This window comes from Gluconobacter oxydans (assembly GCF_006539685.1).
GTDB classification, from domain to species: Bacteria; Pseudomonadota; Alphaproteobacteria; order Acetobacterales; family Acetobacteraceae; genus Gluconobacter; species Gluconobacter oxydans.
On record NZ_BJNM01000018.1, the window covers coordinates 15,284 to 30,816 of the forward strand.

The 15,533-nt window shown below is 62.3% G+C and carries 13 protein-coding genes and 1 tRNA gene; 7 read left to right on the forward strand and 7 right to left on the reverse strand.

Annotated features, from left to right (window positions below):
- Position 1: 1 nt before the first annotated feature.
- Positions 2 to 961, forward strand: a complete 960-nt coding sequence (gene ftsY, locus GOX01_RS08635; RefSeq protein ID WP_011252987.1) for a signal recognition particle-docking protein FtsY — start codon at positions 2 to 4, stop codon at positions 959 to 961.
- A gap of 25 nt (positions 962 to 986) precedes the next feature.
- On the opposite strand, the gene GOX01_RS08640 is transcribed toward ftsY, so the two are convergent.
- The 7 genes from GOX01_RS08640 to argC form a co-directional block, all read right to left on the reverse strand.
- Complete coding sequence (locus GOX01_RS08640) at positions 987 to 1,457, reverse strand: hypothetical protein (protein WP_062269348.1); 471 nt, start codon at positions 1,455 to 1,457, stop codon at positions 987 to 989.
- 9 nt (positions 1,458 to 1,466) lie between these two features.
- Entirely contained in the window at positions 1,467 to 3,437 is a 1,971-nt protein-coding gene (locus GOX01_RS08645; RefSeq protein ID WP_062269350.1) for a serine/threonine-protein kinase, read from the reverse strand.
- A gap of 89 nt (positions 3,438 to 3,526) precedes the next feature.
- Positions 3,527 to 4,816, reverse strand: a complete 1,290-nt coding sequence (locus GOX01_RS08650) for an adenylosuccinate synthase (RefSeq protein WP_062269352.1) — start codon at positions 4,814 to 4,816, stop codon at positions 3,527 to 3,529.
- 54 nt (positions 4,817 to 4,870) lie between these two features.
- Complete coding sequence (locus GOX01_RS08655; protein WP_011252983.1) at positions 4,871 to 6,010, reverse strand: ATP phosphoribosyltransferase regulatory subunit; 1,140 nt, start codon at positions 6,008 to 6,010, stop codon at positions 4,871 to 4,873.
- The gene (locus tag GOX01_RS08660) at positions 6,007 to 7,164 is read right to left on the reverse strand and encodes a phosphoserine transaminase (protein WP_062269354.1); all 1,158 of its coding nucleotides are present in this window, start codon (positions 7,162 to 7,164) and stop codon (positions 6,007 to 6,009) included. Before GOX01_RS08660 ends, GOX01_RS08655 begins: the two co-directional genes overlap by 4 nt.
- A 54-nt stretch (positions 7,165 to 7,218) precedes the next feature.
- A tRNA-Leu gene (locus tag GOX01_RS08665) sits at positions 7,219 to 7,302 on the reverse strand.
- Between the two features lie 74 nt (positions 7,303 to 7,376).
- Positions 7,377 to 8,276 (reverse strand): N-acetyl-gamma-glutamyl-phosphate reductase, encoded by a 900-nt coding sequence (argC, locus tag GOX01_RS08670; RefSeq protein ID WP_011252981.1) that lies wholly within the window; start codon positions 8,274 to 8,276, stop codon positions 7,377 to 7,379.
- Positions 8,277 to 8,450: 174 nt separating this feature from the next.
- Between argC and mazG the strand changes: the two genes are divergently transcribed.
- From mazG to GOX01_RS08700, 6 genes are all read left to right on the forward strand, one after another.
- A complete protein-coding gene (mazG, locus tag GOX01_RS08675) occupies positions 8,451 to 9,233 on the forward strand; it encodes a nucleoside triphosphate pyrophosphohydrolase (protein WP_062269356.1) in 783 nt (260 codons plus the stop codon).
- Between the two features lie 180 nt (positions 9,234 to 9,413).
- Positions 9,414 to 9,677 (forward strand): hypothetical protein, encoded by a 264-nt coding sequence (locus GOX01_RS08680; RefSeq protein WP_011252979.1) that lies wholly within the window; start codon positions 9,414 to 9,416, stop codon positions 9,675 to 9,677.
- A 129-nt stretch (positions 9,678 to 9,806) separates the two neighbouring features.
- Positions 9,807 to 12,227 carry a glucose/quinate/shikimate family membrane-bound PQQ-dependent dehydrogenase gene (locus tag GOX01_RS08685; protein WP_011252978.1) on the forward strand — a complete coding sequence of 807 codons (2,421 nt, stop codon included), beginning with the start codon at positions 9,807 to 9,809 and terminating at the stop codon, positions 12,225 to 12,227.
- An 89-nt stretch (positions 12,228 to 12,316) separates the two neighbouring features.
- A complete protein-coding gene (gene queA, locus GOX01_RS08690; protein ID WP_024717160.1) occupies positions 12,317 to 13,360 on the forward strand; it encodes a tRNA preQ1(34) S-adenosylmethionine ribosyltransferase-isomerase QueA in 1,044 nt (347 codons plus the stop codon).
- A 29-nt stretch (positions 13,361 to 13,389) separates the two neighbouring features.
- The gene (gene tgt, locus GOX01_RS08695) at positions 13,390 to 14,535 is read left to right on the forward strand and encodes a tRNA guanosine(34) transglycosylase Tgt (RefSeq protein WP_034954469.1); all 1,146 of its coding nucleotides are present in this window, start codon (positions 13,390 to 13,392) and stop codon (positions 14,533 to 14,535) included.
- 210 nt (positions 14,536 to 14,745) lie between these two features.
- Positions 14,746 to 15,525 (forward strand): MgtC/SapB family protein, encoded by a 780-nt coding sequence (locus GOX01_RS08700; RefSeq protein ID WP_011252975.1) that lies wholly within the window; start codon positions 14,746 to 14,748, stop codon positions 15,523 to 15,525.
- The last annotated feature ends 8 nt before the right edge of the window (positions 15,526 to 15,533 follow it).

Consider the following 15,533-nt stretch of genomic DNA (forward strand, 5'->3'; position numbering starts at 1 on the left):
CATGGCTGGATTTTTCTCACGACTCAAACAGGGTCTCTCGCGGTCGAGCTCGCGTCTCGGCGCCGTCTTCACGCATCGCAAGCTGGATGAAACAGCTCTTGAAGAGCTCGAGGACGAGCTGATCGCAGCCGATCTCGGACCGGCCGTGGCCGAGCGCGTCATCGAGAACTTCCGCAGCACTCGCTTTGGCAAGGACGTCACCAGCGACGAAATCCGCGAGACCCTCGCAACCGAGATCGCCCGCGTCCTTGAACCTGTTGCCATTCCCTTCGAGCCCGACCCGAAGAAGAAACCCCATGTCGTGCTGGTTGTCGGCGTCAACGGTGTTGGCAAGACCACCACGATCGGCAAGATGGCCCGCCATTACACGGAAGAAGGCAAATCCGTGATGCTGGTGGCTGGCGACACGTTCCGGGCCGCCGCCGTCGAACAGCTTGAAGTCTGGGGCAAGCGCGCCAACGTGCCCGTCATCGCCGGCAAGCATGGTGCCGATGCTGCGGGTCTGGCCTATGATGGCCTCAAGCGCGCAACCGAAGCCGGAACCGACCTGCTCCTGATCGACACTGCCGGGCGCCTGCACAACAAGGGCGCGCTGATGGAGGAACTGGCCAAGATCATCCGCGTCATGCGGAAGTTCGATGAAACCGCGCCCCACTCCGTGCTCCTGGTTCTGGACGCAACCACCGGCCAGAACGCCATCGAACAGGTGCGGGTCTTCCGTGAGCTGGTGAATGTAACCGGCCTGATCGTGACCAAACTGGACGGTTCCGCCCGCGGCGGGATTGTTGTGGCACTTGCGGAGCAGTTCAAACTGCCGGTTCACATGGTCGGTGTCGGAGAACAGGCCGAGGATCTGCGTCCTTTCTCGGCGCAGGAATACGCAAAGGGTCTGGTCGGTGGCTCCAACGATCTGGCATCCAGACTGATGGAAACTTCAACCGACGAAACGCCTTCCGCGTAAGGCGCCAAATCCTGCGGCCTGCCGATCAGGTCGCAGGCGCATCCTCGTCCGAAGACATCCATTCTTCCTGAAGATACGCGATGCGTTTTTCAATGGACTTGCGCTCGCGTCGCGCGATTTCCGCGTTCCAAAGCCGGCCGCTGATGGCCGATGCTTCCGCCACGAGCCAGGCTGCCCCCGCAGCAAGCCAGTCCAGCGCCAGCGTCACGGGCTGCGTGATCTGCGCGATACACGTCTCCCAGTCCCCGTTTGCAGCCCAGGCCTCGTGCAGAGGATGCACCATGGCAGCGCCGACATAGAACATCACGATCATGATCCGCTGACCGTCAGCATTGGGATCAACGAGCTTCAGGGCAACCAGAGGAAGCAGCAGAACGCCGGCAACCAGCAGGCTTCCGGGAACATAGGAAAGCAGCAGCCCGATGATGATCCCGTGCCACCACCGGAATCCCGGGGCCCGGAGCGATCCCGGGTCTGCCTGTCTAACGGACGCCATGAGTCTTCCTCACTGACAGAACTCCAGCCAGATACTCACCATTGCCACGGCGATGCCCGTCAGAAGTGAAAAGAATTCTCCCGAATTGCGTGCTTCACGATCATTGGCCGCCCTGCGCTCGGGCGCTTCATCAAGAACACGCATCAGATTGCTGATTTCCGCTTCGGCTTCCTGCGCCTGACGCTGATCCAGCCGAAGACCCGTCGGATCATTGACGATCGCCAGGAACGTACCGAGATTTCCGTCTTCCGCCGCCTTTCCAAGGCGCACGCGCCGTCGGGCACGCGAAGTCTTGCTCCGCCACTGGCGCAGTTCCGTTTCCAGCAGCGGCAACGCCCGCTGCGCCAGGAAGCTGAGCGGTGTTCTGTCGAACTTCCTCTGTACGGCCGCAAGCACGGTCAGATCAGCGAGCCAGCCCGGCAATCCTGCTTTCTGAGACTGGGAGAGCGGAATAATCCTCTGACGCGCGCAGTTCGCTTCAAGAAAGGAACGCATCTGATCATCCAGAAAGCCGCTCCGTCCCAGAGCCTCGTCCGGCAGATCCTCAATTCCCGCATGCCGGTTCAGCCATTGCAACAGCCCTTCCGGCAGGGAAATCCGGGCCTCCAGACATCTCTTTGAAAGGCAGGGCAGAAATCTGTTCAGCTCATAGGGGAAACGTCTGACCAGATCCGCCCCCCTGGTACCGATGCGTCGTGCCGCCACGGACAGGGCGCTAATCTGATGGCTCTGCCGCTGAGGCAGATGGGCGGACATGAAGGCATCGGGATTGGCTGCCATGAAACTCAGGATATTCCGGACCGTCCGCTCTTCATCCGGCGTGGACGGCTGAACCGTGGCCTGAACCACCATCTGGGGAAGCGCCTCGGGCCAGAACCAGGTGCCACCCCAGAACATGGGCGCGGCAGGATCGAGGACGGAAATCGCATGCGTGATGACCATCGTGGCAGGATCAACCGCCTTGCTGCCACCGGCCGGAAGAAATGAGGCACTCGCCTGTTCGATCAGCCCCGCCATGACGGAGAGTTCAAGTTCGCGACCCAGCCAGTTGCTGACGACTTTCCTCTGAAGCAATGCGGAAAACTCCGCAGGGTGCCGCCCCGCATACCAGGCGAGGGCCTGCGGCGTGTAGACGGCATTTCCACCGATCATGAGGGGGATACGCGCGGGAATAACCGGACGAACCGTAAAGACCTTGCTGGGCGCGATCGTCACAAGATCGCGCGGCGAGGGGCGGCTGACAGGATCATCGGAAAGCATCGCCGTCAGAAGCGAGCGCAGCCCGACCGGCACGTTCTGGCCATCCATATAGGCGGCGGGTGTGCCGATTTCGAAACGCCGCTTGAGAATATCCGTATCGGAGAGGCCTTCAAGAGGGAGCTTTCCGATAGCGAGCGCAAGAATGACGACCCCCAGAGAAAAAACATCGCAGTCCGTCGTCCCCTCGCCGCGGGCGGAGGGACGACAGACCGCTGAAGACAGGGGTTCGAAAAGAACAGGCTGTTTTTCACCCGGTGCGGCCACTCCCAGAGGCCCAAGCACGACCTTGTGCAGCCCCTGCCCGACGAACAGGTTGTCGGGACGGATGCTGCGGCATGTCAGCTTTTCAGCCTCCAGCCGCTGAAGGAGCGACGCCATCGGACGGATGACACCGTCGATCAGTTGGCTCTCGGTCCACAACCCCAGCCCTTCCGCAAGCGAGGGACCGGGGGGATGGGGACAGAGCAGCCATAAGGTGCCCTGAGAGTATTCATGGGTCTGGATCGGAATCACGCTCTCATGACGAAAGAACATGATTTCCGTAAGTCGGGGCGAAGGCGCGAAGGGAGCCAGGGCCAGATAGGACGCCCCGGATGCCGTTACGTCCTGGGCGCTATAGGTCGCACAGCCGCCGAGATCGGGCTGTTTGCGGTCCAGGCTGATCAGATACCGCTCGGCGATGAGCAGTTCCTGGCTGTTATCTGCCTGTGTGTCGGCCATTGAAGTCCCGTTGTTTCCCTATCCGGTCTTTTGTGCCGGACAGGGATTGAGACTTCGTTAATGCAGGGCCGATTCCGAAGTTGAAGACCTCAGTCCTCGAACGGATCACGCATCAGGATGGTGTCGTCGCGCTCCGGGCTGGTGGAGAGCAGCGTCACCGGAGCTTCGATCAGTTCCTCGATGCGACGGACGTACTTGATGGCCTGTGCCGGGAGTTCAGCCCAGGAACGGGCGCCTGCGGTCGTTTCTTTCCAGCCCGGCATCGTCTCGTAAACCGGCTTGACGCGGGCCTGTGCCCCCGGAGCGGACGGGAAGGTCTCGATCTTCTGACCGTCCAGTTCATAGCCGACACAGATGGAGATCTCGTCCAGACCATCGAGAACGTCGAGCTTCGTCAGGGCAATGCCGCTGACGCCACCGACGCGGACAGCGCGACGGATCAGAACCGCGTCGAACCAGCCGCAGCGACGCGGACGACCGGTGACGGTACCGAACTCATGGCCACGCTCGCCGAGGGTGCGGCCGGTCTGGTCATGAAGTTCGGTCGGGAACGGCCCCTCACCCACGCGGGTGGTGTAGGCCTTGGCGATCCCGAGCACGAAGCCAACGGAAGACGGGCTCACACCACTGCCCGACGCTGCCACGGCCGCAACCGTATTGGAGCTCGTGACGAACGGGTAGGTGCCGTGATCGACGTCCAGCATGACGGCTTGCGCACCTTCGAACAGGATGCGCCGACCGGCACGGCGGGCTTCGTCCAGACGATCCCAGACCTGACAGGAGAATGGCAGAAGGCGCGGGGTGATCTCGGCCAGGAAGTCCTTGAGCTGCTCCTTGGTGAACGTCTCGGCACCCAGACCGGCGAGCAGCGTGTTGTGATGCAGGAGCAGTTCGTCCAGCTTCCAGTCCAGCGTCTCGGGCTCGGCGAGATCGCAGATGCGGATGGCGCGACGGGCCACCTTATCTTCGTAGGCCGGACCGATACCGCGACCGGTCGTACCAATCTTGTGGTCGCCGCGAGCGGCTTCACGCGCACGGTCGAGCGCACCGTGGACCGGTAGGATCAGCGGCGCGTTCTCGGCGATCCACAGCGTCTCGGGCGTAACAACCAGACCCTGCGCCGTCACGCGGTCGATCTCGGTCATCAGGGCCTTCGGGTCCACGACGACACCATTGCCGATCACGCCGATCTTGCCACGAACCAGACCAGACGGCAGCAGGGAAAGTTTGTAGATCTGATCGCCCACGACCAGCGTGTGACCGGCGTTGTGACCACCCTGAAAGCGGACAACGATATCGGCGCGGCTGGCGAGCCAGTCGACGATCTTGCCTTTACCCTCGTCCCCCCACTGGGTTCCGATCACGGTGACGTTGGACATGAGCTGACTTCCTAGAACTGAAGAGACTGGGGAAAAACGAAAAGAAACGATGGATCAGAGCGGCCGGGCCGCACCATCCTTCCAGACATGGGTGCAGCGCAGATGCCGCGCCTGAGCGGCCGCGTCTTCGTCGTGCGACAATGCAGAGACCGTGGCATAACCGGCCTTATGCAGACCGGACAGGCTGGCCGCATCGAGATCAACCGGAACATAGCAGCGCGGACGCGACGCAGAGACCGGAGCTGCACGCAGAAGGGCCTGCGGACGAAGCGTCAGACCACAGGCTGGCTCCTGCCCGGCCAGATAGCGGCCGCCACGTCCCAGTTCCTCACGGGAACTGGTGGAGAACACCGTTACACACAGTCCGGTATGATAGCGCCATCCCCGGAAATCGACGGGATCAATCGTCAGACGCAGATCCGGGCTACGCTCGCGGATTGCGGCCACGGATGCCGCCAGACGCTCGAAATACCCGACGACGTCCTTGGGGTAATCCAGCGAAGCCAGCAGATCCAACGCACGGTCGGCAGGACCGGCAGCACGCAGCATGACCGCCAGCATCCCGGCAATCGGACCACCCAGTTCGGCCACGGCGCTGGCATCCTTGCGGTCCAGCGCATGCAGCAGGGGTTCACGATCGGCTTCGGGAATGACGCCTTCGATCAGGCCCAGCGCCAGTGCGGGCATGGACAGATCGAACGAGACGCCTTCAATTCCGAGCTCCGCGAGAGCCTTCGCACCAAGCGCAATGACTTCCGCATCCGCCTGCGCGCTGTCCGGGCCGATCAATTCGATCCCGGCCTGAGAAATCTGGCGGTCGGCTTCGCGGCCCGGCGTGCCGACAACGATGCAGCTTCCCGAGTAGGACAGGCGCAGCGGGCGCGGCGCGTCCTGAAGACGGATGCTCGCAATGCGCGCGATCTGCGTGGTCATGTCCGGACGTAGCGCCATCATGCGATGCGAATTTGGGTCCATCAGACGGAAGGTCTGGGGCGCAAGGGATTCGCCCGATCCACCAAGCAGCGACGTTTCGAACTCCAGCAGGGGCGGACGGACGCGCTGATAGCCGTGACGAGAAAACGCTTCCATTACACTGGCGATGCCGCGGGCTTCCGCTTCGGCTTCACCGGGCAGCAGGTCCGCAAAACCGGACGGCAGAAGCGCGGCGCTCGGGGTCTCGGAATACAGGCTCATGCCGAAAACTCCGCACGGGTCTGCTCATGCGCCCAGTCGAGCCAGGGTAGGAGCGCTTCGATATCCGCCGTCTCGACCGTGGCGCCACCCCAGATCCGCAAGCCGGCCGGGGCATCACGATAGAATGCGAGATCGTAACCCGCGCCCTCTTTCGCCACGAGACCCGTCAGATGCTTGACGGCCTTGCCCTTTGCTTCGGCGGACAGGCTTTCAAACCAGGGGGCTGTGATTTTCAGGCAGATGGACGTGCTGGAGCGCGTCTCTTCCTTGGCAGACAGGAAGGACACCCAGTCCGCTGTTGCAATCCACTTCGTCACGGCAGCCAGATTCTGCTGCGAACGGGCCTTCAGGGCGGGCAGGCCGCCAATCTGTTCAGCCCAGCGCAGACCGTCCAGCGCGTCCTCGACGCAGAGCATGGACGGCGTGTTGATCGTATCGCCTTCGAAGATGGCCTCGATCAGGCCCTTCTTGTTGGCCAGACGGAAAATCTTGGGCAGCGGACGCGGAGACGGCTGGGCCAGACGGGCGGCGGCACGCGGGCTCAGCGCCACCATGCCATGCGCGGCCTCGCCACCCAGCGCCTTCTGCCAAGACCAGGTCACGATATCGAGCCGGTCCCAGGGCAGATCCATCGCAAAGGCCGCAGACGTGGCATCGCAGATGACCAGCCCTTCGTGCTCAGCCGGAATGGCACTGGCATCCGGGATGCAGACACCCGACGTCGTGCCGTTCCATGTCAGGATGACATCGCGGGTCCAGTCCACTTTCGTCAGATCAGGCAGTTCGCCATAAGGCGCGTCCAGAACCCGCAGATCCTCGATTTTCAGGACGTCGCGCAGATCCTGCGCCCAGGTTCCGGAGAAGCTTTCGAAAGACAGGACATCAATCCCGCGCTCACCCGCAAGCGCCCACAGGATCATTTCCACGGCCCCCGTATCGGAAGCCGGGACAATGCCGACGCGCCAGTCCGACGGAATGCCGAGCACGTCTTTCGAGCGCGTGATGACTTCCCTGAGACGCGCGCGGCCTTCCGGCGCACGGTGCGAACGGCCCAGCAGGGCCTGGTCCAGACCGGACAACGACCATCCGGGGCGCTTGGCGCAGGGACCTGAGGAGAAGAACGGGCGGGAGGGTCTGACAGTCGGCTTGGACATGCTCGTTCCGGGCTGATCGGTCCTGAGGTCATTCCGGCAGGAAATGACCGCTCATGGTGCGAGAGAGGGGACTCGAACCCCTATGCCTTTCGGCGGTCGATTTTGAGCCGACTGCGTCTACCGTTCCGCCACTCTCGCGCGGGCGGCCCGAACCCTAATGCATTCCCGGCGAAAGTGCCAGACTGCAAAATCTGAGGCGCAGAATGCAGACTTTAAAGCCCCAGCATCAGAAGCAGGTTCTGGATCGCGGCGCCCGAAGCTCCCTTCCCCAGATTATCCAGCCGCGCCGTCAGGACGACCTGCTCGCCATTATGATGGACGCGCAATTCCATGTCGTCGGTATTGGCCAGGGTGTCGGCCACAAGCTGCGTCTCGGCAGGAAGAACGCGCACATGTTCACATCCCGCATAGGCGTCCTGAAGCGCGGCTTCGAGTTCCGCGGCCGAAGGCTGCCCCGGCAGGTCCTTCAGGTGCAGCGGGATGGAAACAATCATGCCCTGCGGGAAATGCCCGACCGACGGCACGAACAGCGGCTGGCGCGTCAGGCCCGAATAGTGCCGGATTTCAGGCAGATGTTTGTGCTTGAGGTTCAGCCCGTACAGGAAGAAAGCCGGACCACCGTTCTTTTCATGCTCCTCGATCGCCACACGGCCTGCCCCGCTATAGCCGGAGACGGCGTTGATCGAGACGGGATGATCGGCCGGGAGCAGCCCCGCCCGGACGAGCGGACGCATCAGGGCAATGGCGCCCGTCGGGTAGCAGCCGGGATTGGCGACAAACCGCGCGCCCTTGATGGCAGCCGCCTGTTCCGCGTCCAGCTCGGGGAAACCATAGACCCAGCCATCTGCGATCCGGTGTGCCGTGCTGGCATCCAGAATCCGGACGCCCAGTCCTTCCGCCAGCGCCACCGTCTCCCGCGCCGCATCATCCGGCAGGCACAGGATAGCGACATCGGCCTGCTCAAGCATGGAGCGACGGGCTGCAGTATCCTTGCGCAACGCAGGGTCGATGGACAGGATTTCCAGACCATAAGACGCGGGCAACGCCTCGATCCGCTGGCGGATGCCCAGACCTGTCGTGCCTGCTTCCCCATCAATGAAAATGCGTGCCATGCGCCATCCACCCTGTCTGCAAATCCGTTCCGCCCCGGCAGATGCCTGAAACGTCCGGCAGTCGTTTTACGTCGGGAATGTCATGCTGTCACCCGCTGCCACCTTACCCAGTGCTTTCATCCATGAAGCCACGCGGGTATGAACCTTGCAGCACGATAACAGCAGGATGTTTCCATGACCCAGTCCTCCCCCCGGCAGATCGACCGCCTGCTGGACGTCATGAAGCGCCTGCGCGACCCGGAGGCCGGTTGCCCCTGGGACGTGGAGCAGACCCCGGCCACGATTGCGCCGTTCGCGATTGAGGAAGCTTACGAAGTCATGGATGCCATCGCCCGTGACGACCGCGAGGCCATCCCTGACGAACTGGGCGATTTGCTGCTTCAGGTCGTCTTTCAGGCCCAGATGGCCTCGGAAGTCGGGCATTTCGACTTTGAGACCGTCGCAGGCACCATTGCTGACAAGCTGGTGCGCCGTCATCCGCATGTCTTCGGCGATGCGGCGCTGGATGACGACACATGGGAGCGGGAAAAGGAAGTCGAGCGCCAGCGGAAGGCGGAATACGGCACGCTGGCGGGTGTCGCCCTGCCCCTTCCCGCACTCATGCGGGCCGCCAAGCTGACGCGCCGCGCGGCCCGCGTGGGCTTCGACTGGGACGATGCCACCGGTATCCTCGACAAGGTTCATGAGGAGATCGACGAACTGAAAGCCGAAATTGGGGGAGACCGTGACCGGATCGAGGACGAACTCGGCGACGTCCTCTTCACGGTCGCTAGTCTGGCCCGCAAGCTGGATATCGACCCTGAAGCCGCTCTGCGCCGGAGCAACGACAAGTTCACCCGTCGCTTTGAAGCCATGGAAACCATGCTGGCCGAAAAGGGACAGACCATGGCCGAACAGGATCTCCCGACGATGGAAGCCCTCTGGCAGGCCGCGAAGAAGATTCCTGGCATGAAATGAGGTCCGGATTTTCGGTACGGGCGTCTATTCTGAATGTAACAGGCGCTCAATCCTCAATGTAACAGCCGCGCGGTTCATGGTCCTGTACAATCCGTATCACTCAGTTACATCAGTCCTTATCCTTTATTAACCTTCTGATCCGAAAATGACTTCGTTCCTATCCCACGGAGTCTTTTCCTCATGACAAGCATTTCCTCTATCGGCTCGTCCGCCATGAGCAGTCTTTACAGCACCAGCAGTGCGTCCTCTTCCAGTTCGTCCTCGTCATCCAGCGGCACGTCCTCCACGCAGGAAACCACCACGACCAAGCTGAACGCCGATGGCTCTACGACGACCATCGTCGAAGACGCCCAGGGCAACATCATCTCCGAGAGGACGTCCGGCGGCTCCTCGAACTCCGGTTCCAGCAGCGACACGAGCCACCTGCTCAGCGTCTCCGCTTAATTCCAGACCGCGGGCAGCCGGTTATGTTCAACGCTGCCCAACCCGTCCCCTGCACTTTATATTTTAAAGAAACTGCATTCTGACGCTGCGCTTTAGATCCTTCAGATCCATTCCGAAGGAAAAACATCCATGGCGCCGTCTTCCGCCCGGCCGTTATTGCAGACCCTGACCGGTATTGGTCTCGCCATACTGGGACTGGCCCTCTTCCTGCCGGGGCTGCGGCTCATCGCACTGGGTGGTTCATTCTATTATGCCGTGGCTGGTCTGCTCATGATCCTGTCCGGTATCATGCTGACCATGGGGCGGCGGTCCGGTCTGGCAATCTATGCCGCCCTTCTGGCCTATACCCTGATCTGGGCGCTGTGGCGTGTCGGGCTTGATGGCTGGCGGCTCATTCCGCCCCTTGCCCTTCCTGCCGGCATCGGTCTGTGGGTTTTCGGTCCCTGGATCGGCGGGCGGATGATGGACAGCCAGAGCCATGTCCGGATCAACAGCACCGTCCTAGGAGGCATGGGAGGCTGTCTGGCGCTGTTCGTCGTCATGTTTGCCTGTGGCTGGTACATCACGGGCCAGCGCTACCAGCAGTTCAACCCTTTCCCAGGCTCAACGGGAGCGAGCCTGTCCGGAAGTGACCAGATGGCCGCCAATGACTGGCAGTTCCATGGCGGCACACCGGCCGGAGACCGTTTTGCAGCCCCGACGCAGATCAACGCACAGAACGCCCATAACCTGAAGGTCGCCTGGGTCTATCACAGTGGCGATCTTCCCCGACCCGGCGAGAACTCCCGCGGCCGCGAGTTCAGTTTCAAAGCCACCCCCATCAAGATCGGCAATCGTCTGTTCTTCTGCACGCCGCACCGTGACGTCGTGGCGCTGGATGCCACGACCGGCAAGGAAGTCTGGCACTACCGGCCCGGCGGCGAGTTTGGCGCGAATATCTATCAGGCCTGCCGCGGCGTTTCCTATGCCGATATTCCGGGAGCAACGGACTGCACCCATCGCATCATTTCAACGGATTCCGGCTCCCCGCCGACGCTTTTCGCGCTTGATGCCGAGACCGGGCAGCTCTGTCACAGCTTCGGGCATGACGGGAAGATCGACCTTCGCGACGGCATGGGCACCATTCCGCCGGGCTTTCATTTCATCACCTCCCCGCCCATGGTCCTGCACAACCGGATCGTCACCAGCGGCTGGGTCTATGATGACCAGTCCGTTGATGAGCCCTCCGGCGTCATCCGCGCCTTCGACGCCACGACCGGGCAACTCGCCTGGGCGTGGGACATGGGCCGCGTTCCGGCCAACAGCCCGCTCGGCCCCAACGAAACCTTCACGCGCGGAACACCGAATGGCTGGGGCGTCTATACGGCTGATGCCGGGCTGAACATGGTCTATGTGCCGCTCGGCATTGCCACGCCGGACTATTATGGCGTCAAGCGGCGTCCGTTTGACGAGAAATACGACACGTCTCTCGCTGCGCTGGACCTGACGACCGGCGAGGAACGCTGGCATTTTCAGGCCGTGCATCATGATCTGTGGGATTTCGATCTTCCCGTCGGCCCGTCTCTGGTCGATCTGCCGGATGCCAGCGGCACGCTTACGCCGGCCCTCGTCCAGACCACGAAGCAGGGCGAACTCTTTGTTCTGGATCGGCGGACGGGGCAGCCGTTCTATCGTGTGCAGGAAAAACCCGTTCCGGGTGGGGACATCCCAAACGAACGCTATTCCCCGACCCAGCCCTATTCGGTGGACATGCCGAACCTGCGTCGCCCCGATTTGACAGAAGATGATCTGTGGGGCGCCACACCATTCGATCAGCTTGCCTGCCGGATCGCCTTTCATTCCATGCGCTTCAAGGGCCTCTACACACCACCCAGCGAACAGGGCACGATCGGCTTCCCCGCCTTCGATGGCGTGGCGGACTGGTATGGCGGAACGATCGATCCGACGCATGGCGTCATGTATATCAACACGACGTTCATCCCGTTCCTTATGACGCTCGTGCCGCATGACAGGGCCGTGCAGGAAGGCCTGTTCAAACCCTGGCATGGATGGAATCAGCCCTATCCGGAGCCGGTTTTCACCAACAATCCGCAGCATGGCCTGCCCTATGCCGCCGTCATCAAGCCCTGGCTCGGACTGTTCGGCGCTCCGTGCCTTGCGCCGCCCTGGGGCAAGATGCAGGCGATCGATCTTGTTCATCGCCGGGTCATCTGGGAGCGCGCACTCGGCACCACGAAGAATGTCGGGCCGACAAACATGCTGCGGATGCCTGTCGGCCTTCCCACCAGCATCTTCTCCATGGGCGGCAGCGTGACGACGCCCAACGGCCTCGTTTTCATGGGGGCGCTGGCGGATCAGAGCTTCCATATTCTGGACGGGCATGACGGACACACCCTGTTCAGAACCGAGCTTGATGCCGGCGGCAATGCCACACCCATGACCTATATGGGAGAGGACGGACGGCAGTATGTCGTGCTGGCCGTGGGCGGACATGGCGGACTGAAAACGCGGAACAGCGACGAGGTCGTGGCGTTCGCGTTGCCGAAATAAGCCCGAACAGGCGTTTTTCATCCAAAAAGATGCGCCGGGCCTGCGGGTCCGGCGTTTTCATGTGGGCTGAACCTGCTAGAGAGCATCCCATGACGGATGATCTCGCCCCATTCGACTTCGAACTCCCGCGCGACCACATCGCGACAGAGCCTGCCCGCCCGCGTGACAGTGCAACGCTGCTGCATGTCCGGCCCGGTCTACCACCCGATCCGCATGTGATTCGCGACCTGCCGGATTTCCTGCGTGAAGGGGATCTGCTGATTGCCAACAATACGGCCGTCATCCGCGCCCAGCTTGCCGCCACACGCGGCGAAGCGAAGATCGGCCTGACGCTCGACCGTATTCTGGCGAATGGAAGCTGGCATGCCCTGGCGCGCAATTCCCGGAAGCTGAAGCCGCAGGACATCCTGCATTTCGGCGATGATCCGGTCACGGCCACCGTGATCGAGAACGAAGGTGACGGCGCGGTCAGCATCCGCTTCTCGGTCGAGGGAGACGAGTTCGACGCGTTTCTCGAACGGGTCGGCGCGCTGGCCCTGCCCCCGTATATCGAGCGTCCTTTCGGCCCGACGAAGCAGGACGATGCGGATTACCGCACGATTTTCTCGCAGTATCGCGGTGCCGTGGCCGCTCCGACGGCCGGCCTGCATTTCACGCCTGAAGTGCTCGCAGCTTTGGACGCAAAAGGCATCCAGCGCCGGACTCTGACACTGCATGTTGGTGCGGGGACGTTCCTGCCGGTCCGCTCCACCATCGCCGAGCACAAAATGCACGCGGAATGGGGCGAGATCGACGCCGAAACTGCGGCCGCCATCAACGAGACCCGTGCGCGTGGCGGCCGGATCGTCGCCGTTGGCACCACGTCCCTGCGCCTGCTGGAAAGCGCGGCCCGCGAAGACGGCACCGTCGCACCATGGCGCGGCGAGACCTCTATTTTCATCAAGCCCGGATACCGCTTCAAGGCAGTGGACGTGCTGATGACGAACTTCCATCTGCCGCGTTCGACGCTGTTCATGCTCGTCTGCGCGTTCAGCGGCACCGAGACCATGCGTGAGGCCTATGCCTACGCCATCGCCAACGGATTGCGGTTCTATTCGTATGGCGATGCCTGCCTGCTGGAGCGCGCCCCATGAGCGATCACAAGACCGATCACGCTACCAAAATGACCTGGGTGCCCGAAGCAACCTGCGGCATGGCGCGCGCAGGCCACCTGCACACCCGCCACGGCACGATCCCGACCCCGACCTTCATGCCGGTGGGCACCGTCGGCACGGTCAAAGGCATGACGATGGATGCCGTGCGCTCCACGGGTGCGGGCATCGTTCTGGGCAATACCTATCATCTCATGCTGCGCCCCACAGCGGACCGCGTGCAGAAGCTGGGCGGCCTGCACAAAATGATGGATTGGCCCGGCCCGATCCTGACCGATTCCGGCGGGTTTCAGGTCATGTCGCTCGGTGCGCTGCGCAAGCTCGATGAAGATGGCGTGACGTTCCGCTCCCACATCGACGGCAGCAAGCATCGCCTGACTCCGGAAATATCGACCGATATCCAGTTCAAGCTCGACGCGACCATCACCATGGCGTTCGACGAATGCCCCGCACTCCCCGCCACGCCGGAAGTGCTGCGGAAATCCATGGAAATGTCGATGCGCTGGGCCGCCCGCTCCCGCGAGGCTTTCGTGGCGCGCGAAGGATATGGACAGTTTGGCATCGTACAGGGCGGCACCGAGCGCGATCTACGCGAATATTCCATCAAGGCTCTGACTGATATCGGCTTTGAAGGCTATGCGATCGGCGGTCTGGCTGTGGGCGAAGGTCAGGAGCTGATGTTCTCGACGCTGGACTTCACCGCGCCAATGCTGCCGCAGGACAAGGCGCGGTATCTGATGGGCGTCGGCACGCCGGACGACCTGCTGGGCGCAGTCATGCGAGGCGTGGACATGTTCGACTGCGTGATGCCTTCCCGTGCCGGTCGCACGGCTCGCGCCTATACCGAGCGCGGTACGATCAACCTGCGCAACGCCCGTTTCGCTGACGATACCCGCCCGCTGACGCCGCATGACGACACACCCGTCGCCGGACGCTACAGCCGCGCCTATCTGCACCATCTGTTCCGCGCCAACGAGATGCTCGGCCCGATGCTGCTGACCTGGCACAACCTGGCCTATTACCAGCGCCTGATGCGCCAGATCCGCGCCGCCATCGTGGACGGCACGCTTGATGCCCTGGCCGTGAAACTGCGGGAAGACTGGGCGAAGGGCGACTGGACCGAAGACGAATGGCCGATGCCTGATCTGGCTCTGTAAGCTGGGGCTTTACCCCAGACCCCACAAAGGGACGCGGTCCCTTTGATCCCGATTCATGAATTGGGGTGAAGGGGTCCAGACCCCTTCCCGGTGCAGGGCAGAGCCCTGCAATACGGCCCAGCGCGCTCCGCCCTACGCCCTGATCCCGACAAACTGTCACAACATTCCCGTGCCCGCCTGCGTTAACGTCGCAGGAGGAGCAGACACGGCATGCACAATCTCATCACGCTGACGGCTCAGGGACTGGTGGGCGAAGGACGGCTTCAGCTTGAAGAGCTGGCGCTCGCATTCGTTCTGTCCTCCCTTGTGGGACTGGAACGTGAGATCCGGCAGAAAAGTGCGGGTCTGCGGACGCATACGCTGGTCGGGGTTTCCGCCGCCCTGTTCATGCTGATTTCCAAATACGGCTTCATGGATGTCATCGATGCCGGGCGGATCGTGCTGGATCCGTCCCGCGTGGCCGCGCAGATCGTCTCGGGGATCGGCTTCATCGGGGGTGGCGTGATTTTCATGCGCCGCGATGCCGTGCGGGGCCTGACAACGGCCGCGGCCATCTGGTTCACGGCGGCTCTGGGAATGGCCTGCGGTGCAGGACTGCCCATTCTCGCCATTGCCACGACAGTTGCCCATTTCATCGTCATGGTGCTGTTTCCAAAACTGCTGAAACAGCTTCCCCGCTCGGGAGAACAGTCAACCGAGCTGACGATTTCCTATGAAGACAGCCGCGGTCTGCTCCGGACCATTCTGGTGAGTTGCACGGAACTGCGCTTTGCCATTGATGGCGTGCGCCTCGAAGAAGAAAGCCAGAATGCTGAACAGCTTCTGGATGCGGCGGACCGTGAAGGGACAGCTCCCGCCTCACCACGTCCGCGCCTCGTCACGCTGACCATGCTGGTTCATGGCAAGCGGCCCGTTTCCCATCTCATTACGGGACTGGGCGCGATTGATGGTGTTCATGAAGTCAGGAAAATCGATCCTGACCATGACTGAACACCATC